Origin of the sequence: Streptomyces sp. CB01580 (assembly GCF_001905795.1) — a bacterium.
In the GTDB taxonomy this organism is placed as follows: Bacteria; Actinomycetota; Actinomycetes; order Streptomycetales; family Streptomycetaceae; genus Streptomyces.
Map to the genome: position 1 here is coordinate 503,822 of NZ_LIXJ01000001.1, position 20,032 is coordinate 523,853.

A 20,032-nucleotide genomic window follows, 5' to 3' on the forward strand; every position below is an offset into this window, starting at 1 on the left:
CGCGCCATCAATGCGGCGCGCCGGTGCTTTCCGGCCGACCTTCCGGTCTTCGCGAACAGCGCCCTCACCGAGCCCCCGGCCACACCCGCGTCGGTCGCGCAGCTGCCCGTCGGGCCCTCCGGAGGTTACAGCCCGGCCCGGGCCCGGGAAACCCCCGACACGACGCACCCGGGCCGACAGCCTGCGGCGACGACGCACGAACGGCACGTATGAGCCACCGCGTTGCTCGGGTGCGCCGTCCCGTGGATGATCTGCGCATGACCATCAGAAAGGCTCATGCCGCGTAGGCGCCCCTCGTCACGGCCCCCGGCCAACGCGCCACCGGTCCCGGCTGATCCCCACTGCCGACCTGTTCGCGCCATTCGCCGAGGAGCGCCATGGATTCCGTCCGCCTGATCCCGTATGCCCGATTGCCCCGCGCGTACGCACGTCTCCACCTCTTCCACGGCACCGTCGACGCCCGTGGCCATGTCCATTGGCTGCTGGGCGAACGCGCGCCGGGGAGGGGAACCGACGATCCGTACGACGCCGTGGTCGTCGTCGCCGAGTGACTCCCGGCGGCAGATGCCGACGGTCGTCGAACCGGCGGCCCCGGAGGCCGAGTCGGCGAAGGTGCGGGCGGCGGCCCACGCGCTCGACGACGGCGAGTCGGCGTACGGGGTCCGGACGTCGGCGGTCCCGGTGCTGGACGGTGCCGGGTACGCGCGCTTCGCGCTCGCGGTCCGGGGCCACTTTGTCGCTGATCGCTGATCACGGACGTGCGCATCGAGTGGTTCCCGTCGCGGGCGCGGTCCTGCGCGCGGGCGCTGGAGGTGTTGCTGTCGTCCCCGGCGGAACGGCGCCCGCCCGCCTCCTGAGTGCCTGGGCCTCGTGCCCACCGGGGCCGGGGCCCTGTCGGCGGCGCGTGGCACGATATGAGGCGCCGGGGCAGGTGCCGGGCGGGACGGCGGCCCGGCCGCGCGGACAGAGGAACGACGCAGATGACAGAGGCCGGACCGGCACAGGCCGGGGCACCCACGGGGCGGTCCGCCCGGGAACTGCTGGAGCGGGCCGAACGATTGCTGGGCACGGCGCGCGCGGTGCTGACCGATCACGCGGGCGCCGTCGACGCCGTCCGCGCGGCGCTGAACCCGCTGCTCGACGGCCTCGTCCGTCGCGAGCTGTCCGCCATCCCGGTCTCCCGGCTGAAGGACGTCACCGAGGGGCGGTTGCGGCTCGGCGCCGTGGAGCAGGCCGGTTTCACCACCGTCGGCCAGGTCCACGAGGCGAACCGCTACGAACTGCGCCAGATCTCCGGCGTAGGCGCGCAGACGGCCGATCAGGCGCTGGCCGCGGCCGGCCAGATCGCCCACGCCGTACGGGACACCGTCGCGGTGCGGATCGATGTAGACGCCCCGGACGAGGCCACGACCGCACTGGTCAACGCGTTGCACCGGCTGGTCGAGGCCGGTCCCGACGTCCGTCGGGCGGTGGACGCGGCGGGGCGGCTCATCGCGCGTCTGGAGCCTCTGGCGGTCGCGGCGGGGCCCGCGCGGGGGCGGCTGCGCCTGCTGTTCGGCGGACGGGAGGCCCGTGCCCGCGCGTTGACGGCCGCCGTCTCGGTGCGGGACGAGGTCGACGAGGCTGCGGCACGCGGACTGCCCCTGCTGTTCGGGCAGGTGTCGGCCGATCTGCTGCGGGAGGCGGACACGGGCCTCGCGGCCTGGGTCGACTTCGAGCTGCGGTCCGCCGAGTACTACAGCCTGATCGCCGAGCTGTCGGGCAGCGGCCCCGACCGGGACGCGGCGGAGGGTTTCATCCCGGCGGGGATCGCCGACCGGGTGCGCGGTCTGCGGCTGGACGACGCCCATCTGCGGGTCTCGCTGCGCGGCTACCAGTCGTTCGGGGCCCGGTTCGCGCTGGCGCAGAAACGGGTGATCCTCGGTGACGAGATGGGGCTGGGCAAGACCGTGCAGGCCATCGCCGCGCTCGCGCATCTCGCGGCGCACGGCGAGACGCACTTCCTGGTGGTGTGCCCGGCGAGCGTGCTGATCAACTGGGCGCGCGAGGTCAGGGCCCGCTCCACCCTGCGGACCCTGCCGGTGCACGGCCCCGAGCGGCACGGCGCCTTCGCCGAGTGGCGGGAGAGCGGCGGCGTCGCCGTCACCACGTTCGACGCCCTCCACACCCTGCCGGATCCCCGGGACTGCGGTGTGCGTCCCGGCATGCTGGTGGTCGACGAGGCCCACTACGTCAAGAATCCGGAGACCCGCCGCTCCCGGGCCGTGTCCGGCTGGACGGGACGCACGGAACGGGTGCTGTTCCTGACCGGTACCCCGATGGAGAACCGGGTCGAGGAGTTCCGCAGCCTGGTCCGCCATCTCCAGCCCGAACTGGCCCCTTCGGTCCACACCACGCACGGGGCCGCGGGCTCGCAGGCGTTCCGCAGGGCCGTCGCCCCCGCCTACCTGCGACGCAACCAGGAGGACGTGCTCACGGAACTGCCCGCCCTGGTGCAGGTCGACGAGTGGGAGCAGTTCAGCGAGGAGGACCTCGCCGCCTACCGCGAGGCGGTGGACGCGGGGCAGTTCATGCGGATGCGCCGCGCCGCGTACGCCCGGCCCGGCACCTCCGCGAAGCTGGACCGGCTGCGCGAGCTGGTCGCCGAGACGGCGGAGAACGGGCTCAAGGTCGTGGTGTTCTCGTACTTCGGCGAGGTGCTCCGCACGGTCGGCCAGGCCCTGGAAGGGGAGGTGTTCGGACCGTTGGCGGGAAGTGTCCCGGCGGCCCGGCGGCAGGACATCGTCGACGGGTTCGCCGCCGCCGACGGCCACGCGGTCCTGCTGAGCCAGATCCAGGCCGGTGGCACGGGCCTCAACCTCCAGGCCGCGTCGGTCGTCATCCTCTGCGAACCGCAGATCAAACCGACGATGGAGCATCAGGCGGTGGCTCGCGCACACCGGATGGGGCAGATACGGACCGTCCGGGTGCACCGGCTCCTCGCCACCGACAGCGTCGACGAGCGGATGCTGGACATCCTGGCCCGAAAGGAGCGGCTGTTCGACCTGTACGCGCGGCGCAGTGACATCGCCGAGACGACGCCGGACGCCGTGGACGTGTCGGACGGGTCGCTCGCCCGTCGCATCGTCGAGGAGGAACAGCGGCGTCTGGCGTCACGGGCGGCCGACCCGGCGAACAGCGCCGAAGCCTCCTCACCGGCCGGGACGGCCGACGCCGTCGACACCACCGGCCCCGCGACGGGAGCCGGCTGACCGGGCCGGGTCAGGGGCCGTACGACGTCTGGTCAGGAGCCGTGCGCAGCAGGGGCGTGGGCGGCCCCGCCCGCGGCCGGCCCACCGGGGACCGCAGTGCCGGAGGCCGCGCCGGGGGTGGCCGTGGCGGATCCCGCCGCGCCGGTGTCCGGCGTGCCGGGGGCGGCGGTCTTGCCGGGCGTGGCCGTGTCCGGTGCGCCCTTGCCCGTCGCGGCGCCCGACGGGGTCTTCTCCGGTGCGGGCGTACTGTGGAGCCCCGGGTCGTGCGGATCGTAGCCCGGAACCGTGCCGCCCGGCTCGGCGACCAGCAGCAGTCCGGCCATGCCCAGGTCGGAGTGGCTCTGCACGTGGCAGTGGTACATCCAGGCCCCCGCTCCCACCCGTTCGCCCGCGATGACCTGGAAGCCGAAGGAGTCCGCCGGGCCGACGGTCCTCGTGTCGATGACGCGGCTCGGGTCGTCCGGGCCGGTGAGCAGACCGGTCCGGTTGTCCGCCCAGCGGTGTCCGTGCAGGTGGAAGGTGTGGAAGAAGTCGCCGTGGGTGATCATCACGACTTCGAGCCGCTCCCCCAACGTGGCGCGGAAGTCGGGGGCCCGACGGGCCGGACTGTTGTTGACCGTCGTGCCGTTGAAGACGATGGTGATGGTCCTGTCCGGCAGGACGTCGCCCCTGCGGCGGACGACCAGGGGACCGTACAGTCCCTTCCGGATTCCCTCGGTGCCGTGGTCCGTGCCGACGACGTGGTCGTGGTAGTGCCAGTAGCCCGCGCTGCCTTCCCACCAGGTGCCGTCCCGACGCCTGCCCGGGGCGTGGGTGTGCCAGATGTAGGTACGGGTGCCGCCCGGTTCGGTCATGCTTCCGTTCAGCCGGGTGCCGTCGCTGGCGACGTCGTAGTCCACGCCGTGCGGGTGGAGGCTGACCGGCACGTCCGTGGTGTTGTGCAGCTCGATCCGCAGGGTGTCGCCCTCGTTGAGTTCGACGAGCGGTCCGGGGACCGTGGCCCCGCCCTTCCGCAGGCCGAACCCCATCCGTCCGTCCGGGAGCTTCTCCGCGTACATCCGCAGGCGGCGTGTGGCGCCGCCGGGCGGGGCGGTCCGCGGCGCGGCATGCGCAGGGCTCGCCTCGATCGCGCCGAGGGACAACGATGCCGCCCCGGCTGCGGCCGCCACCCCGCCGCCCACCAGGAACCTCCGGTTGAAACTCCTTCTGTCCATGCCGAACTCCCCACTGCGTTACGGAATTTACGGAGTGTGTGCAAACGTGGCCGGATCGCGGGGCCGCCCCGGATCTCAGGGGAACGGCCCCGGGCCGGAACCGGCCCGGATCGGGGAACCGCGGAAAGTGCGGAGACAACGGAGGTTACGGGGCGTGCGGCGGCTTCCCATGCTGCCGTGGTAGGCGGGGCGCGGCTGCCCCTCGGACGGCCCACACCGATTCACGGGGATCTCCCGCTCGTACGCACCCGGACAGAGCGCGCACCGTCCGCCACCGCGGCCTTCGACACTCCCGGCCTGGTCCGCCGGCACGACGCCCGGCACGGGCGGACGGCCCCGCGCGGCGCGCCGGGTCCCGGGCCGGGCCGGACGGCGGCGCCGGGCCGAGAGCCGCGGGACGCGTCGCCGGGCGGGCTCGGCCGGACGGGTTCAGCCGCCCGTGGCCGCGTGCCGGGGCATGTGGTCGCGGCCACCCGGATGCCGGTGGCGCCACACCCAGAACACCGTGCAGGACACCAGTGTCCAGCCGCCGAGCACCAGATACGGGAAGAGGAACTGGTGCCCCCGGTAGTAGACGGCGGTGTGCTGGGCGTTGACCGAGGCCCCGGGAGGCAGCCAGCGGCCGATGTGCCCGAGGACCGACGGCAGCAGCGGCCAGGAGACCGCACCGCCGGAGGACGGATTGCCCAGCAGGACCATCACGCCCCAGGTGGGCAGCATCGCCCAACGCCCCATCAGGGTGTTGAACATGTTGAAGACCATGCCCGAGGCGAACATGGTGAACGCCAGGATCAGCCAGGAGTGGAGGAACGGCAGGTCCAGGGCGCCGATCAGCCAGTCGACGACCGCAGCGATCGCGAAGGCGCCGAGCAGCGAGTACGCGGCGGTGAAGGCGATCCGCTCCAGCGGCACCAGCTCCTTCGCGTGCACGCTCAGCTGGATCGCGCCGACGAAGCCGACGATCACCGCGGCGAGCGAGATGTAGAAGAGGGCGAGACCGCGCGGATCGCCCCTCTGCAACGGTTTGACGTCCCGGACCGTGACCGGCACCCCGGTCTCGGCGCCGGCCTTCGCCGCGGCCTCGGTGAGCAGCTCGGCGACGGAGGCTCCTGCGGCACCGGCCACGTCCACGACGACTCCCCGGCCGCCCGCGCGAATGATCGCGAAGACCTCCTGGCGCTCCAGCGCCTGCCCGGCCCGTGCCCGAGTCGGGTAGGTGTGGATGACGAGCGAGGCGTCGAGCGCCTTGTCCAAGGCGGCCACGAACGCCTCGCCCCGCGCCGACTCGGGGCGGGTGACCACCGCGGTCGGGATCCGGTGCGGGGTCGGGTTGGCCATCGCGTAGCTGTAGGAACCCGCGAAGAACCCGGCGGCGGCCGCGAGGATGAACAGCAGCACGGTGGCCGGAAGGTACGGGGACTTCTTGTACACGGCCCATTTCTGACGGGCGCTCAGCGGCCGGCCATGTGCCCCGTGCGGTGCGGAGGGCTCCAGGTCGGGTGCGCTCATGCGGCGCCGTCCTCGTCGCTCCGGGCCCGGCTCGGCCGGACGCGTTTCGGCTCGCCGGGCATCTTCGGGTACTCCGGCGGGTACGGCAGGTCGCCCAGGCCGCGCTCGCGCTCGTCCCGGTCGGCCAGTTCCAGCAGGGCGTCGAGCCGGAAGGCGTGCTCGTCCATGTCCGCGTGCACGTCACCGACCTCCGCGTAGCGCTTCGGCATGGTCCGGATGTCGAAGTCGCGCGGTTCGGCGTCGTCGATCTCGTCCCAGCGCAGTGGGGCGGAGACCGGGGCGTGCGGGTGGGGGCGCACGGAGTACGCGGAGGCGATGGTGCGGTCGCGGGCGGTCTGGTTGAAGTCCAGGAAGATCCGCTCCCCGCGTTCCTCCTTCCACCAGGCGGTGGTCACCCGGTCCGGCATCCGGCGCTCCAGTTCGCGGCCGGTGGCGATGGCGGCGCGCCGGACCTCGGTGAAGGTCCAGCGCGGCTCGATGGGGACGAAGACGTGGATGCCCCGGCCGCCGGAGGTCTTGGGCCAGCCGCGCAGGCCGTGGTCGTCGAGGACGGAGCGCAGTTCGTGGGCGGCCCGCACCGCGTCGGCGTAGTCCGTTCCGGGCTGCGGGTCGAGGTCGATGCGCAGTTCGTCCGGGTGGTCGGTGTCCGCGCTCCGGACCGGCCACGGGTGGAAGGTGAGCGTGCCGAGATTGGCCGCCCAGAGGACGGCGGCGGGTTCGGCCGGGCAGATCTCGTCGGCGTGGCGACCGCTGGGGAACGTGATCCGGGCGGTGGGGATCCAGTCGGGAAGGTTCTTCGGGGCCCGTTTCTGGTAGAAGAACTCGCCCTGGACGCCGTCCACGAAGCGCTGGAGCGTGGTCGGGCGGTCCCGCAGGGCACGGGTGATGCCCGGGCCCACGGCGCGGAAGTACTCCGCCACGTCCCTCTTGGTGTAGCCCGGCTCCGGAAAGTAGATCTTGTCCGGACTGGACAGCCGTACGGTCCGTCCCCCGGCTTCCAGTTCCACCGCTCTGCCCGCTGCGCCCATGACGATCACGGTAGGCCGGGGTCACTTGTGCCGCATATCGGGAGAAGTAATACCGCCCCCGGGTGAGAATCGGACCATGGACCTGCCGGTGATGCCGCCCGTGAAGCCGATGCTCGCCAAGTCCGTCGCGAAGATCCCGCCGGGCATGCAGTACGAGGCCAAGTGGGACGGCTTCCGGGCGATCGTGTTCCGTGACGGCGACGAGGTGGTGCTCGGCAGCCGCACCGGGAAGCCGCTCACCCGCTACTTCCCCGAGCTGGTCACGGCCGTCCGGGACAATCTGCCGCCGCGCTGCGTCGTCGACGGCGAGATCGTGGTCGCGTACGAGGGCCGGCTGGACTTCGACCGGCTCGGTGAACGGATCCATCCGGCCGATTCCCGGGTGCGGCTGCTCGCCGAGCGGACCCCGGCCAGCCTCGTCGCCTTCGACATCCTGGCGGCGGGCGACGACTCGCTGCTCTCCCTGCCCCAGTCCGACCGGCGCACCGTGCTGGAGGCCGCGCTGTCCGCCGCCGAACCGCCCGTCCACCTGGCCCCGGTGACCAGGGACCCCGCGGTCGCCGAGGTGTGGTTCGAGCGGTACGAGGGCGCGGGGCTCGACGGCGTGGTCGCCAAACCGCTCGACCTGCCGTACCGCCCCGACACCCGCGTGATGTACAAGATCAAGCACGAGCGCACCGCCGACTGCGTGGTGGCGGGGTACCGCCTCCACCGGAGCGGCCCGGTCGTGGGCTCGCTGCTGCTCGGTCTGTACGACTCCGGCGGCGTCCTGCAGCACGTCGGGGTCTGCGCGGCGTTCTCGGCGAGACGCCGCGCCGAACTGGTCGAGGAGCTGGAGCCGCTGCGCGTCGACTTCGCCGGACACCCGTGGGCGGCGTGGGCGGACGCCGAGGCGCACGAGGCCGCCCGGCTGCCCGGGGCGCCGAGCCGCTGGTCGGGGAAGAAGGACCGGACCTGGGTGGCGCTGCGCCCGGAACGGGTCTGCGAGGTGGCGTACGACCACATGGAGCGCGACCGTTTCCGGCACACCACCCGGTTCCGCCGGTGGCGGCCGGACCGTGCTCCGGAGAGCTGCACGTACGCGCAGCTGGAGGAGGTGGTGCGGTACGACCTGGCCGAGGTGCTGTCGGCCGGTGGCCGGTGAGCCCGGTGCCCCTCCCGGCCGTGCTCGCGACGGAGCGAACGCTCCCGGGAGGGGCACGAGGTGCCGTCAGTCGGTGGAGGGCGAGTCCGACGGGGTGGGGCACGGTTCATCGCCGGGGCCGGACCCGGGATCCGGTGACGGGCTCCGCGTCGCCTCCGGCGATTCGCCCGGGTCCGGTGAGGCGGAGCGGGTGGGGCAGCCGGGGCCGGGGTCCGTCGTGCCGGGGCCGGGGGTGGTGCCGGGGTCCGGGGAGGACGGTCCGCCGTCGGTGGGGCGGGGCGATGCGGTCGGACCGGTGGGGTCCGGGCTCCCGGTCGGTCCGGGTGAGCCGGTCGGGGTGACGGACGGTCCCGGGGACACGGACGACGAGGGGCCGGGCTGTGGGCCCACGACGATGCCGCCGACCGGCCGCTTCGGCTTCCCGGGGCCGCCCGCGCCAGGGCTCCGGGGGACGACGCCCTTGCCGTCGGCCACCGGGTGGACGCCCTTGCGGTAGAACTCCAGCCAGGACAGCACGGTGCGCAGATAGGTGTCCGAGTGGTTGTAGGCGAGGACCGCGCGGTCCAGGTCGGCCTTCACGGACAGGTCGCGCGCACCGGCGCACAGGTAGGCCCCGGCGGCGAGGGCGGCGTCGTACACGTTGTTCGGATCGCGGCGGCCGTCGCCGTTGCCGTCCCTGCCCCAGTGGGCCCATGTGGACGGGATGAACTGCATCGGGCCCACCGCGCGGTCGTACCTGCGGTCGCCGTCGTACACGCCGTCGTCGGTGTCCCGGATCTCGGCGAAGCCCGCGCCGTCGAGCACCGGTCCGAGGATCGGGGCGAGGGTCGTACCGTGCACATCGACCCGCCCGCCGCCCGCGTGCCCGGACTCGACCCTGCCGATCGCCGCGAGCAGCTGCCACGGCAGACGGCATCCGGGGTCGGTGCGGCGCAGCGTGCCCTCCGCCTTGCGGTAGGCGGCGAGGACCGTGGTGGGAATGCCCGCCTCGGCCCAGGTCCGTGCGGCGGCCGGGCTCCGTTTCGCACCGGGCACCGGCGGCTGCGGCGTCGCGAGCGGCGGGATTTCGGTGTGGTAGGAGTCGTCGTTCGGCGCCTGGGACCATCTGACCTCCTCGGTGGTCTCCTGACGCTCCTTCGCGGTGTGTTCGTGACGGACGCCCGTCGGCGCCTGGGACGCGGTGAGCGCGGCCATGGCGGCGACCGCGGCCGCGGTGCCGCCGATCCTGCGGCGGGTGGTGCCGGTGAACCTCATGTGTGCTCCCCTCTCCCCGGGTCGACGAGCCGCCGAGTCACTGCGCGAAGGTGTCGATGGCGGAGATCCGCCAGGTGCCGTCGCGGCGGACGGCGTCCACGGCGAACATCGCCGCCGCGTAGGTCCTCTCCTGCGACGTGCCGGTACGGGTGTTGCTCTGGTCGGCGTAGATGAGCAGCCTGGCCCGGTCGCCGTCGAGGACTTCCACACCGCTGTCGGTGACGGTGGTGGTCAGGACGAGCTTCTGCTTCGGCCCCTGTGCGCGGACCTGGGCGAGCATGTCGCGTTGCTGCTGGACCGCCTTGCCGACCAGGTGGGTCCGCGCCGCCTGCTCGGACTTGGCGGTGGCGGCGTAGTTGTACGAGAAGACCGCCCCGACCGCCTCGGCGATCTGGCCCTTCACCTGGCTGGTGCGGCCGATGTCGGTGAGGGCGGTGTTCTGCCGTGCGGGTTCGTCGCGCAGGCTCGCGGCCTGGCCGAAGGCCCAGGCGGCGAAGGCTCCGAGGAGCACGGTGAGGGTGCAGAGGGCGGCGGGGAGACCGACCCGGAGGCGGGGCATCCGGCCGGATCCCGGTCCTCTGTTCTCCCGGCTCGTTCTTCCCCGGCGCGCTTCACTCGTCCCCGTGCCGTCCGCGCCGGTGTCGTCCGGAGAGGTGTCGTCCGTGGTGGTGGTGTCCGTTGTGGTGCCGTCCGGATCGGTGTCGTCCGGGACGCCGTGGGCGCCGGTGTCCTCCGTGGCCGGAAGGCGGTCGGGATCGGCGCGTGGCGCGTCCGGGCCCGCGGGCCCGCGCGGCGGCGCGGCGGCTCCCCGGCGTTCCGCGGCGACGGCGGCCAGACGGCGTCGGCGGTTGACGAGGTGACGGGTGGTCGACATGTCCGGAGTCCTCTCGGTGACGGGGGTGGGGAGCCGGGGCGTCAGCCGGCCGTGTTGCCGACCGGTGCCTGGCCGAGGGCGCTGAGCTTCCACCCCTCGGGCGTGCGGGTGAGCTGCCCGAGCATCCGGCTCTCCTTCACCGCGGGCTCGGCCTTCGGGGCGGTCACGGTGATCCGCAACGCGACCATCACCGACGCCTTGCCGGCCCGCTCGTCGAGTTCGGTGACCGCGCCGGACAGCACCTTCGCGGTGCTCACGGTCTCCGCCGCCCGGATCTGCTTCTCGAACCCGCTCCGCCCGTCGACGAGTTGCTTGTGCAGATCGCCGGTGGTGGAGTCCTCCCAGCCGTCCAGCCCCTCGTTCAGCTTCCGGTGGTCGAGGGTGTTCATGTTCTGCACGGCCTGCTCGCCCGCGGCCAGGGCGTCGTCGCGGGTCCTCGCGTACGCCACCGACTCCTCGTGCGCTGCCCCGTACCAGGACCAGCCGCCCCGGACCGCGCCCCCGGCCGCCACGACCGTGAGCGCGAGCGCCGCCATCACCAGCGGGTTCTTCCTCGTCCGTACCCGTGCCATTGCTGTCTCTCCCCTGCCGGCTGAACTGAGCTGAGCGGTGGATGCCACGCCGTGCCGTCCCGGTGGCCGTCCTGCGGCTATCTGGCGTCGATGTCGACGATCCGCCAGTGCCCGCCCCGCAGTTCGGCGGTGACGGACAGCTGGGCGGCGGCCGTGGTGGCGGCCCTCCCCCGGCGCTCGTAGACCTGGTCGAGGAAGACCAGCAGATGGGCACCTGTGCCGGTCAGCCGGGTGACGCCGGCCCGTACGACATGGGTGGTGAGGGTCAGTTCCTGGTCCCGGGCCTGCTTCTCGACCTGGCCGAACAGCGCCGCGTACTGCTGGAGTGCCTTCCCACCGAGGTACCGCTTCGCGGACTCCTTGGTGGCGTCGGTCTCCCGCGGACCGTAGGAGAACACCGTGCCGAGCGCGTTGCTGACGTCACCGACGACCCTGGTGGTCGCCGCGCTGTCGGTCAGCGCGAGGTTGTCGGTGGCCGGAGTGTCCCGCAATTGCCGGGCCTCGACGAGAAACCCGGCGCCCGCGGCGAGCAGGGCGACGGTCAGCAGCACCGCCGTGCCCGCGAGGACCCGGCGGCGGACGGTCCGGGGCGCCGCCCCGTCCGGTCCCTTCGCGCCGTTCGTCCCGTCCGCCTCCTCCGATCCCTTCGCCTCGTCCGCCTCGCCCGCCCCGACCGTCTCGTCCGAATCGTTCCCCGGCACCGCGCCCGCACCCGCCGCATTCCCGTCGTCCACGTCCGCGTCCCGGTTCCCGATCCGCTCGTCCGGCGTCCCGACCCGTTCGTCCGTGCTCACCATCGCCGTCCTCCCCCGCTCCTCATGCGCCACCGGCCGCGATCGCCGTCAGCGCCTTGACCTTCCAGCCGTCCCCGGTCCGGGCGAGCGTGGCCTCGAAGCGCTTGCGTTCGGTGCCCGGCCGACCGGTGCGCGGAGTGATCCGGACGTCCACGGTCGCGATCAGCTCGGCGGTGCCGGCCCGTTCGTCGAGGGCGGTGAGCGCCGCGTCGGTGACGGTGCCGCGCGCAGTGCCACCGCTCCCGCGCAGATCGCTCGCGTCCTTCTTCCGGGTGCGGGCGAGCTGGTCGTGCAGGGGTCCGGTGGTGGCGTCGAGCCACTGCCGCAATCCCTCGTCCACGCTCCGGGCGTCCTTGCCGTCCAGGCTGTTCAGCCGGGCGAGATGGTGTCTGCCCGCCGCCAGGGCGGCATCGCGGCTCTTCGCGTACGCGAGTGTGTCGTCGCCCCGCGCCCGTGCGTACGACCAGCCGCCGAGCGCGCAGACCAGCGCGGCGACGAACACGGCCGCCCAGGCGGTCATGGTCCTTGCGCGCGTGCTCATCGGCCGGCCTCCAGCCCGAGCAGCCCGGCCATGCCCCTCGGGGCGGGCGCCGGGTCCCCGACGGACCCGAGCGCTCCGGGGAGCGCTCCTGCGGTATCGGCCCCGCGGAGCAGCGAGCCGGGTTCGGCGGGCTTCGGCAGCGGACCGCCCTTCGGCGCGTTCGCACTGCCACGCACGTTGACGCCGGTGCCCGGCGAGGCGGTGCAGCGCGCCTTGGTGTTGACCGCCGGGCCCTTCGACGTGTCGAGACCGTTGCGGTAGGTGGTGCCGCCGTATCCGGCGGTGCACGGAAGCGGTTCGAAGAAGGTGACGGACATGCCGAACCTGGCGCCGTCCTCGTCGATCGCGCTGGCCCCGGCCGCCACCACCGCGGGCAGTTTCACCAGCAGTTCCTCCATGCCGCGCTGCCGGGTCACCGCCACCTCGGACGTGGTCAGGAGGTTCGCGACGACGACGCCGAAGGCGGGGTCGAGATCGCGCAGCAGGCCGCTGATCTGCCCGGTGGCGTCGGGGGCGGCGGCGATCAGCTTCCGCAGGTCCGTGTCCGACCCCTTGAGCTGGGCCGCCAGTTCCTCGGCACCCGAGGCGAACCCCTTGAGCGCCTCGCCCTGTTCGGCCTGTGTGCGTAGTACCACCTGTCCGTCGGCCATCAGCTTCGTGTTGGTGGGCAGCGCGTCGTCGGCCGCCCGTACGAAATCGCTGCCGGTGTCCAGGAGGACCTGGAGGTCGTCGCCCCGGCCGGTGAACGCGGCGCCGAACTCGTCGACCACGGTGCGCAGCGACTCCAGGTCGACCGATCCGGCGAGGTCGTCGACGCTGGTGAGGACGTTCGTCACGGGGGCCGGGACGGTGGTGTCGGCCTGCAGGATGACCGAGCCGTTCGCCAGGTAGGGGCCGCCGGAACGGGTCGGCCGCAGGTCGACGTACTGCTCCCCGACCGCCGACAGGTTGGCCACGACGGCTTTCAGGCCGTCGGGGATGGGCGGTGCGGAGTTGTCGATGCGCAGTTCGGCCGCGACGCCGTCGTCGGTGAGTTCGATGGGGCCGACCCGTCCGACGGAGACTCCTCGGTAGGTGACGTTGGAGTGGGTGAACAGTCCGCCTGTCCTGGGGAGTTGGACCGTGACGGTGTAGTAGTCGCGCAGGCCGACGTAGTGGCCGAGGCCGGCGTACCGGACCCCGAGGTAGCCGAGCACCAGCACCGCGATGATCAGGAACGCGATGTTCTTCAGCCTGATGGCGAGGGTGATCATCGGTTGCTTCCCTCCGAGGGCGACGCCTCGTCCGAGGCCGACGGTCCGTCCGGCGACGCCGACGGACGTGTGCCGGGCGCCGTTGTCCGGGGCGTGCCCGGGGCCGTCGCGGTCGGGGCGGTCGTGCCGGGCCTGCCCCGGGCCGGTGTCCCGGAGGCCGTGGCCGGCGCCGTGACCGAGGGGAGCGGCAGCGGCAGTGCCGCGCCGGCCGACGGCACGGCCGCCCTCGCCGCGGGCGCCGTCACCGCGTCCGGGTCGAACGCCGGGATGATCTGTGTGCCGGGCACGGCGGTCAGGTCCAGGTACACGTTGAGGTAGTCCCCCTTCACCCCGCGCAGCACCTCGTCCGTGAACGGGTAGGTGAGCAGGACCTGGAGGGAGTCGGGCAGGTCGTTCCCGGAGTCCGCGAGCGCCTTGAGGGTGGGTGCGATGGCCTTCAGGTCGGCGATCGTGTCGTCCTTGCTCCTGTCGATGGTGTCGACGGCGACGGTGGAGAGGGTGTCGAGGGCCCGGAGCATGGTCAGCAGGGAACCGCGCTGCTTCTCCAGGACCTTCATGCCGGGGCTGAGGTCGGTGAGGACCTTGCCCACCTGTTGTTTGCGGGTGGCGAGGGTGGTGGACAGCCGGTTGACGCCGTCGAGGGCCTCGGTGATGTCCTCGCGGTGCGCGTCGAGGTCGGTGACGAGTGTGTCGACCCGGTGGAGCATCGAGCGGATCCTGGGCTCGTTCCCGGCCATCGCCTTGTTGAGTTCGGTGGTGATGGTCTTCAGCTGGTTGATGCCCCCGCCGTTCAGGAGCATCGACAGGGCGCCGAACACCTCCTCGACCTCGGGGTTGCGGTTGGTGCGGGTGAGCGGGATCCGGCCGCCGTCGGCGAGGGTGCCGCGCGCGGTGCCTCGCGCGGGCGGCGAGAGCTGGATGTACTTCTCGCCGAGGAGGCTGGACTGTTCGAGGTGCGCGTAGGCGTTGGCGGGGAGTTCGACGTCCCCGTCGACCCGCATGGTGACCCTCGCGTGCCAGCTGCCCGGGACGAGCGAGATCCTGGTGACGCGGCCCACGGAGACGTCGTTGACCTTCACCGAGGACTGCGGAGCGAGGCTGAGAACGTCCCCGAAGTCGGCGGTGACCTCGTACGGGTGGTCGCCGAGGTCCGCACCGCCGGGCAGGGGCAGTTGTTCGATGCCCGAGAAATGAGGGGCCGCGCAGCCGGTGAGGACGAGGGCGCAGACGGCGCCGAGCACCCCCAGGGTGGTGGCCCGGGCCGCCGCGGGGGCCCGGGATCCGCGGGGTCCTCCGCTCATCGGCCCGTCCCCTTCCGCTTCCCCGCGTCGTGAACGGACGCATCGGCGCTCCCGTTCTTCCCGGGCGTGCCGTAGACCGTGCCCACCGCGGGCAGCGGCAGCGAGGGCAGTGCCCGCTGCCGTTCGGTGCCCACCGGGGTGAGCCCCCGCAGACCGGTGGCCTGCTGGGTGAGGGGGCCGCCCATGCTGAGTTCGTTGAGGTCGGTGCGGCCGTTGAGTGTGCGGTTCTTCGGGTCGTACGCGTTCAGCACGTTGCCCGCCGAGAGGGGAAGGGTGTCGAGGGACTCGGCCAGCGAGGCGCGCTGGTCGACGAGGGTCCGGGTGAGCGGCACCAGCGCGTCCACGTTCTTCTTGAGCGCGGAGCGGTTGTCCCGGATGAAGGTCTTGACCTGGGCGAGCGCCGTGCCGAGTTCCTTGAGCGCGGCGCCGAGGTTCTTCTTGTCGTCGGCCAGGAAGCCCGTCACGGAGTTCAGTTGGCGTTCGGCGTCGCGCACCTCGCCGTCGTTGTCCTTCAGCATGGTGGTGAACGTCTGGAGGTAGGACAGTGTCTCGAAGAGGTCCCCGCTGCTCCTGTCGAGGGTCTTCGTCGCCTTGCCGAACTGCTCGATGGAGTTCCCGATGTCCTTGCCGTTGCCCTTGAGGTTCTTGGCCCCGGTGTCGAGGAGTCCGGCGAACGCGCCCTGCGCGTTGGCGCCGTCCGGGCCGAGCGCGTCGGCCAGTTCGGTGATGGACGCGTAGAGCTGGTCGACCTCGACTGGGGTGGCGTTGTGCGCGGCGGGGAGTTCGGCGCCGTCGGCGAGCAGCGGTCCGCCGGTGTAGGCGGGGGCGAGCTGGACGTACCGGTCGGCGACGATGCTGGGGGCGACGACGACGGCATGGGCGCCCTTCGGGACCTCGACGCCCTTGTCGACGCGCAGCACGACCTCGACCTCCTTGCCGCGTGGCCGCACCGACTGGACCCGTCCGACCTTCACGCCGAGGATCCGCAGATCGGATCCGGCGTAGACGCCGGTCGCCCGGTCGAAGTACGCGGTGACGGTGGTGCCGCCCCGGTCGTCCAGGGCCATCACCCCGGTCGTGGCGGCGACGGCCATGACGGCGAGCCCGGCGCCGATGCCGACGATGCGGGTCGGTCTCATGTCAGTGGCCGCCTTCCTGCCGGGGAGGCATGCATCCGGTGGCCGGCGGGGTACCGGCGGGCAGGTAGTTCTTCGGGACGACGCCGCAGACGTAGTTGTCGAACCAGCGGCCGTTCCCGAGGGTGTTGCCGACGAGCCGGTTGTACGAACCGGCGAGCGCGAGCACCTTGTCGAGGCTCTTGCGGTTCTTCTGCAGGACGGCGGTGACCCGGCCGAGCGCGTCGAGCGTCGGCCCGAGCTGCTTCTTGTTGTCGGCGACGAGACCGGTGAGCTGGGTGCCCAGGTCGCGGGTGCCGGTGAGCAGCAGGTGGATGGAGTCGCGGCGGGCCTGGATCTCGCCGAGGAGCAGGTTGCCGTCCTCCAGCAGGGTCTCGAAGCTGCTCTTCTTGCCGTCGAGGGTCTTCGTCAGCCTTTTGCTGCTCCTGAGGAGGGTGGCGAGCTGCGCGTCGCGTTCGGAGACGGTCCTGGAGAGCGCGGAGAGTCCGTTCGCGGCGCTCTTGACGTTCGGCGGGGAGTTCCTGAACGTGGCCGAGATCGTCTCGAAGCTCTTGGCGAGCTGCCGGGTGTCGATCTCCCCGATGGTCTCGCCCAGGCCGTCGAACGCCTGGGTGACGTCGTACGGGGAGGTGGTGCGGCCGGTCGTGATGCGTTCGTGCGGGTCCTGCGGCCCGTCGCCGAGCGGGTCGACCGCGAGGTACTTCTCGCCGAGGAGCGTCTTGATGGCGATGCCCACGGTGCTGGAGTCGCCGATCCAGGCGTCCCGCACCCGGAAGGTCACCTTCACCTCGGCGCCGTCGAGGGCGACTCCGGTGACTTCGCCGACCTTGACCCCGGCGATCCGGACCTCGTCGCCCTCGGTGAGACCTGCGGACTCGGTGAAGGCGGCGGTGTACGTCGTGCCGCCGCCGATGAACGGCAGCGAGTCGGCCCGGTAGGCGGCGAGTCCGACGAGGGCCAGGACGAGCAGGCCGACGACGCCGACGAGGACGGGGTTGCGTTCGCGCACGGGCTTGATCCTCATGACAGGCACCTCGGCTGGGTGATGGCGATGCCGGTGGGCGGTGCGCTGCCGTCGCTGGTCGTCACACCGGTGACCCTCGCCTCGCAGAGGTAGAGGTTGAGCCAGGAGCCGTACGAGGCGGTGCGGGTGATGGCCGTCATCTTGGCGGGCGTCCTGCGCAGGAAGTTCTCGATCTGCGGGGTGTTGTCGGCGAGCCGTTCGGAGAGGCGGCCGAGCTGCCGGATGTCGTCCTTGAGGGGCCCCCGGCCGTCGTCGAGCAGGTCGGCGGTGACGGTGGTCAGGGCGCCCATGGCGGTGACCGCGCGGCCGAGCGGTTCGCGGTCCCCGGCGAATCCGCTGACGAGCTTACGGAGGGTGACGACGAGGTCGTCGAAGCCCGCCTCCCGGTCGTTGACAGTCTTCAGGACCGTGTTGAGGTTCTCGATCACCTCGCCGATCACCTTGTCCTTGGCGGCGATGGTGCCGGTCAGCGACCCGACGTGCTGGAGGATGCTGTCGACGGTGCCGCCCTCGCCCTGGAGCACCTGGACGATGGAGCCGGCCAGTTCGTTGACGTCGGGCGGGGAGAGCCCTTCGAACAGCGGCTGGAAGCCGTTGAAGAGCTGGGTGAGGTCGAGTGCCGGTGTGGTGCGGGAGACCGGAATGGTGGAGCCGGCGGCGAGGCTCTCGCCCACCGGCCCGGCGCCCCGGTCGAGGTCGATGTACCGCTGGCCGACCATGTTGAGGTACTTGATCGACGCGGTCGCCGACGCCGGGAGCCCGCGCCCCTTCCGTACGGTGAAACCGACCTCGGCGAGCCTGCGGTCGGCGACCTCGATGGACTCGACCTGCCCGACCTTGACCCCGGCGATCCGGACGCTGTCGCCGACGACCAGCCCGGTGACGTCGGTGAACCTGGCCTTGTACGAACTGGTGCCGCCGACGCCGGTGTTGGCGACGGACAGGGCCAGCACGGTGGTCGCCAGCGTCGTCACCAGGACGAAGACGATCGACTTCGCGAGCGGTCCCGCGAGGGAGCGGCGCTTCACTTGAGCTTCACCTCCGCACCGCGGAAGGCCGGGCCGATGAGCACGCTGCTCCACTCGGGCAGATCCCGCGGCTGGACCTTCAGTGTGGGAGCGACCAGTTCGTTGACGAGCAGGCTCTCCTGCCGGGAGTTGGGCATGCCGAGCGACGCGTCGGCCGCCGGGACCTCTTCCGGTGCGCGGGGGCCGGAGCGGGCCGTCGGGCCCCGGTGTGCGGCGCGGACGTCCGCGGTCGGCGCGGTGTCGCCGATGTAGGGCAGGGAGTAGCAGTGCGGTCCGCCGGTCGCGTCGTAGACGGGGGTGTCCCTGCCCGCCACGTACTTCCCCTTGGAGGGCACGGTCTTGAGCGTGACGTGCAGTCCGGGCTGGTTCGTTCCCTTGCCGAGGGCCTTGTCCATGGCCGGGACGAAGGTGGCGAGGGTGCGCAGGGTGCAGGGGAACTCGGAGGAGTACGTGGCGAGGGTCTCCAGTGTCGGCCGGCTCGTCGCGGAGAGCCGGATGAGGTTGTCCTTGTTCTTGTTCAGGAAGGCGGTGACGTCCTGGGCCGAGGTGGTCGTCGATCCGTACAGGTCGGCGAGTCCGGCCTCTTGTTCGGCGAGGGTGCCGCTCGTCGTGGTGAAGTCGGTGAGCGCGTCGAGGACGTCCGGGGCGGCATCCGCGTACACGGCGCTCACTCTGACGAGCTCCTTGATGTCGGCGTTGAGCGTGGGCAGTTGGGGGTTGAGCCTCTTCAGGTGGGCGTCGAGCGTGACCAGGGTCTCGCCCAGCTTCTCGCCCCGGCCCTGGAGCGCCTGGGAGACGGCGGTGAGGGTGGCGGAGAGCTTCTGCGGCTGCACGGCGGTGAGCAGCGGCAGGACGTTGTCGAGGACCTGTTCCAGTTCGATGGCGTTGCCGGAGCGGTCCTGCGGGATGGTGTCGCCCGCCTTCAGGGTCCGCGCGGAGGGGGTCTCGGGCGGTACGAGGGCCACGAACCGTTCGCCGAAGAGGGTGGTGGGCAACATCTGGGCGGTGACGTCCGCCGGGATCCGGTCCAGCTCGTCGGGCCGGATGGCGAGGGTGAGCCGGGCCCCCTCGCCGTCCGCGTCGATGGCGCGGACCTGTCCGACGACGACGCCGCGCAGTTTCACGTCCGCGTTCCGGTGCATCTCGTTGCCGACGGTGCCGGTGCGCACGGTCACGGTGGCGTCGTGGGTGAAGTCCTTGTTGTACACCGCGACCGAGGTCCACACGAGCGCGACGGGCACGAGGAGGAAGCCGACCCCGGCGATCCGGCGGCGGGTCGTCCCTGTCTTCGTCGTCCGCATCATCCGGCCACCTTCACGGTCGTCGTGGCGCCCCAGATGGCGAGCGAGAGGAAGAAGTCGGTGACGCTGATCAGCACGATGGCGTTGCGCACCGACCGGCCCACGGCGATGCCGACCCCCGCGGGTCCGCCCTCGGCGCGGAAGCCGTAGTAGCAGTGGGCGAGGATCACCATCACGCTGAAGACGAGCACCTTGAGCACGGACAGCAGCACGTCGTCCGGGGAGAGGAAGAGGTTGAAGTAGTGGTCGTAGGTGCCTTCCGACTGCCCGTTGAACAGGACGGTGACGTAGCGGGACGCCACGTACGACGAGAGCAGTCCGATGGCGTAGAGCGGGATGATCGCGACCACTCCGGCGATGACCCGGGTCGTGACGAGGTACGGCATGGAGCGCACCCCCATCGCTTCGAGGGCGTCCACCTCCTCGTTGATCCGCATCGCGCCGAGCTGGGCGGTGAACCCGGCGCCGACGGTCGCGGAGAGGGCGAGTCCGGCGACGAGCGGGGCGATCTCGCGGGTGTTGAAGTAGGCGGAGATGAAGCCGGTGAACGCGGACGTGCCGATCTGGTTGAGGGCGGCGTAGCCCTGGAGGCCGACGACCGTCCCCGTGAAGAGGGTCATGGCGATCATCACGCCGATGGTCCCGCCGACGACGCCGAGTCCGCCGCTGCCGAAGGCGACCTCGGCCAGGAGCCGCTGCACCTCCTTGAGGTAGCGCCGCAGGGTGCGCGGAATCCAGATCAACGCCCGTATGTAGAAGGCGAGTTGGTCCCCGGAGCGATCCAGCCAGCCGAGCATGGACATCGTCT

The 20,032-nt window shown here is 72.2% G+C and carries 19 protein-coding genes; 4 read left to right on the forward strand and 15 right to left on the reverse strand.

The genetic code is table 11. The features are described from left to right. Nucleotides 1–377: 377 nt before the first annotated feature. From AMK22_RS39910 to AMK22_RS01930, 3 genes are all read left to right on the forward strand, one after another. The gene (locus tag AMK22_RS39910) at nucleotides 378–551 is read left to right on the forward strand and encodes a hypothetical protein (protein ID WP_199883104.1); all 174 of its coding nucleotides are present in this window, start codon (nucleotides 378–380) and stop codon (nucleotides 549–551) included. Between the two features lie 13 nt (nucleotides 552–564). After that, on the forward strand, nucleotides 565–750 hold the full coding sequence (locus tag AMK22_RS41965) for a hypothetical protein (protein WP_338014119.1): 186 nt from the start codon (nucleotides 565–567) through the stop codon (nucleotides 748–750). 230 nt (nucleotides 751–980) lie between these two features. Continuing rightward, nucleotides 981–3,251, forward strand: coding sequence for a DEAD/DEAH box helicase (locus AMK22_RS01930; protein WP_079185862.1), 2,271 nt, complete (start codon nucleotides 981–983; stop codon nucleotides 3,249–3,251). 32 nt (nucleotides 3,252–3,283) lie between these two features. Here AMK22_RS01930 and AMK22_RS01935 read toward each other — a convergent pair whose 3' ends face one another. The 3 genes from AMK22_RS01935 to ligD all read right to left on the reverse strand — a co-directional run bounded on the left by AMK22_RS01935 (nucleotide 3,284) and on the right by ligD (nucleotide 6,981). Further along, a complete protein-coding gene (locus tag AMK22_RS01935) occupies nucleotides 3,284–4,465 on the reverse strand; it encodes a multicopper oxidase domain-containing protein (protein ID WP_079185863.1) in 1,182 nt (393 codons plus the stop codon). Between the two features lie 429 nt (nucleotides 4,466–4,894). Continuing rightward, nucleotides 4,895–5,974, reverse strand: a complete 1,080-nt coding sequence (locus tag AMK22_RS01940; protein ID WP_073781404.1) for a hypothetical protein — start codon at nucleotides 5,972–5,974, stop codon at nucleotides 4,895–4,897. Continuing rightward, a complete protein-coding gene (gene ligD / locus AMK22_RS01945; protein WP_073781548.1) occupies nucleotides 5,971–6,981 on the reverse strand; it encodes a non-homologous end-joining DNA ligase in 1,011 nt (336 codons plus the stop codon). The genes AMK22_RS01940 and ligD overlap by 4 nt, the downstream gene beginning before the upstream one ends. A gap of 97 nt (nucleotides 6,982–7,078) precedes the next feature. On the opposite strand from ligD, the gene AMK22_RS01950 reads away from it, so the two are divergent. Continuing rightward, nucleotides 7,079–8,146: an ATP-dependent DNA ligase gene (locus AMK22_RS01950; RefSeq protein WP_073781405.1), complete on the forward strand. Its 1,068-nt coding sequence runs from the start codon at nucleotides 7,079–7,081 to the stop codon at nucleotides 8,144–8,146. A gap of 66 nt (nucleotides 8,147–8,212) precedes the next feature. Here AMK22_RS01950 and AMK22_RS01955 read toward each other — a convergent pair whose 3' ends face one another. From AMK22_RS01955 to AMK22_RS02010, 12 genes are all read right to left on the reverse strand, one after another. Then, nucleotides 8,213–9,400 (reverse strand): lytic transglycosylase domain-containing protein, encoded by a 1,188-nt coding sequence (locus AMK22_RS01955; protein WP_073781406.1) that lies wholly within the window; start codon nucleotides 9,398–9,400, stop codon nucleotides 8,213–8,215. 37 nt (nucleotides 9,401–9,437) lie between these two features. Further along, on the reverse strand, nucleotides 9,438–10,274 hold the full coding sequence (locus AMK22_RS01960) for a nuclear transport factor 2 family protein (protein ID WP_073781407.1): 837 nt from the start codon (nucleotides 10,272–10,274) through the stop codon (nucleotides 9,438–9,440). A 41-nt stretch (nucleotides 10,275–10,315) separates the two neighbouring features. Continuing rightward, nucleotides 10,316–10,846 (reverse strand): hypothetical protein, encoded by a 531-nt coding sequence (locus tag AMK22_RS01965; RefSeq protein ID WP_073781408.1) that lies wholly within the window; start codon nucleotides 10,844–10,846, stop codon nucleotides 10,316–10,318. 77 nt (nucleotides 10,847–10,923) lie between these two features. Then, nucleotides 10,924–11,643 carry a hypothetical protein gene (locus AMK22_RS01970; protein WP_242433795.1) on the reverse strand — a complete coding sequence of 240 codons (720 nt, stop codon included), beginning with the start codon at nucleotides 11,641–11,643 and terminating at the stop codon, nucleotides 10,924–10,926. 19 nt (nucleotides 11,644–11,662) lie between these two features. After that, nucleotides 11,663–12,181, reverse strand: coding sequence for a hypothetical protein (locus tag AMK22_RS01975; protein WP_073781409.1), 519 nt, complete (start codon nucleotides 12,179–12,181; stop codon nucleotides 11,663–11,665). Next, nucleotides 12,178–13,434 (reverse strand): MCE family protein, encoded by a 1,257-nt coding sequence (locus AMK22_RS01980; RefSeq protein WP_073781410.1) that lies wholly within the window; start codon nucleotides 13,432–13,434, stop codon nucleotides 12,178–12,180. The genes AMK22_RS01975 and AMK22_RS01980 overlap by 4 nt, the downstream gene beginning before the upstream one ends. Then, entirely contained in the window at nucleotides 13,431–14,735 is a 1,305-nt protein-coding gene (locus tag AMK22_RS01985) for an MCE family protein (RefSeq protein ID WP_073781411.1), read from the reverse strand. Before AMK22_RS01985 ends, AMK22_RS01980 begins: the two co-directional genes overlap by 4 nt. Continuing rightward, nucleotides 14,732–15,874, reverse strand: a complete 1,143-nt coding sequence (locus AMK22_RS01990) for an MCE family protein (protein WP_073781412.1) — start codon at nucleotides 15,872–15,874, stop codon at nucleotides 14,732–14,734. The genes AMK22_RS01985 and AMK22_RS01990 overlap by 4 nt, the downstream gene beginning before the upstream one ends. Nucleotide 15,875: 1 nt before the next feature. Then, nucleotides 15,876–16,895, reverse strand: coding sequence for an MCE family protein (locus AMK22_RS01995; protein WP_073781413.1), 1,020 nt, complete (start codon nucleotides 16,893–16,895; stop codon nucleotides 15,876–15,878). Then, complete coding sequence (locus AMK22_RS02000) at nucleotides 16,892–17,923, reverse strand: MCE family protein (RefSeq protein WP_073781414.1); 1,032 nt, start codon at nucleotides 17,921–17,923, stop codon at nucleotides 16,892–16,894. The genes AMK22_RS01995 and AMK22_RS02000 overlap by 4 nt, the downstream gene beginning before the upstream one ends. Beyond that, nucleotides 17,920–19,224 carry an MCE family protein gene (locus AMK22_RS02005; RefSeq protein WP_073781415.1) on the reverse strand — a complete coding sequence of 435 codons (1,305 nt, stop codon included), beginning with the start codon at nucleotides 19,222–19,224 and terminating at the stop codon, nucleotides 17,920–17,922. The genes AMK22_RS02000 and AMK22_RS02005 overlap by 4 nt, the downstream gene beginning before the upstream one ends. Continuing rightward, nucleotides 19,224–20,027, reverse strand: coding sequence for an MlaE family ABC transporter permease (locus AMK22_RS02010; protein WP_073781416.1), 804 nt, complete (start codon nucleotides 20,025–20,027; stop codon nucleotides 19,224–19,226). Before AMK22_RS02010 ends, AMK22_RS02005 begins: the two co-directional genes overlap by 1 nt. Nucleotides 20,028–20,032: the final 5 nt, after the last annotated feature.

Coding starts and splice junctions, on each gene's coding strand:
- AMK22_RS39910 (WP_199883104.1), top strand. CDS start 378: ATGGATTCCGTCCGCCTGATCCCGTATGCCCGATTGCCCCGCGCGTAC.
- AMK22_RS41965 (WP_338014119.1), top strand. CDS start 565: ATGCCGACGGTCGTCGAACCGGCGGCCCCGGAGGCCGAGTCGGCGAAG.
- AMK22_RS01930 (WP_079185862.1), top strand. CDS start 981: ATGACAGAGGCCGGACCGGCACAGGCCGGGGCACCCACGGGGCGGTCC.
- AMK22_RS01935 (WP_079185863.1), bottom strand. CDS start 4,465: ATGGACAGAAGGAGTTTCAACCGGAGGTTCCTGGTGGGCGGCGGGGTG.
- AMK22_RS01940 (WP_073781404.1), bottom strand. CDS start 5,974: ATGAGCGCACCCGACCTGGAGCCCTCCGCACCGCACGGGGCACATGGC.
- AMK22_RS01950 (WP_073781405.1), top strand. CDS start 7,079: ATGGACCTGCCGGTGATGCCGCCCGTGAAGCCGATGCTCGCCAAGTCC.
- AMK22_RS01955 (WP_073781406.1), bottom strand. CDS start 9,400: ATGAGGTTCACCGGCACCACCCGCCGCAGGATCGGCGGCACCGCGGCC.
- AMK22_RS01960 (WP_073781407.1), bottom strand. CDS start 10,274: ATGTCGACCACCCGTCACCTCGTCAACCGCCGACGCCGTCTGGCCGCC.
- AMK22_RS01965 (WP_073781408.1), bottom strand. CDS start 10,846: ATGGCACGGGTACGGACGAGGAAGAACCCGCTGGTGATGGCGGCGCTC.
- AMK22_RS01970 (WP_242433795.1), bottom strand. CDS start 11,643: ATGGTGAGCACGGACGAACGGGTCGGGACGCCGGACGAGCGGATCGGG.
- AMK22_RS01975 (WP_073781409.1), bottom strand. CDS start 12,181: ATGAGCACGCGCGCAAGGACCATGACCGCCTGGGCGGCCGTGTTCGTC.
- AMK22_RS01980 (WP_073781410.1), bottom strand. CDS start 13,434: ATGATCACCCTCGCCATCAGGCTGAAGAACATCGCGTTCCTGATCATC.
- AMK22_RS01985 (WP_073781411.1), bottom strand. CDS start 14,735: ATGAGCGGAGGACCCCGCGGATCCCGGGCCCCCGCGGCGGCCCGGGCC.
- AMK22_RS01990 (WP_073781412.1), bottom strand. CDS start 15,874: ATGAGACCGACCCGCATCGTCGGCATCGGCGCCGGGCTCGCCGTCATG.
- AMK22_RS01995 (WP_073781413.1), bottom strand. CDS start 16,895: ATGAGGATCAAGCCCGTGCGCGAACGCAACCCCGTCCTCGTCGGCGTC.
- AMK22_RS02005 (WP_073781415.1), bottom strand. CDS start 19,224: ATGCGGACGACGAAGACAGGGACGACCCGCCGCCGGATCGCCGGGGTC.
- AMK22_RS02010 (WP_073781416.1), bottom strand. CDS start 20,027: ATGTCCATGCTCGGCTGGCTGGATCGCTCCGGGGACCAACTCGCCTTC.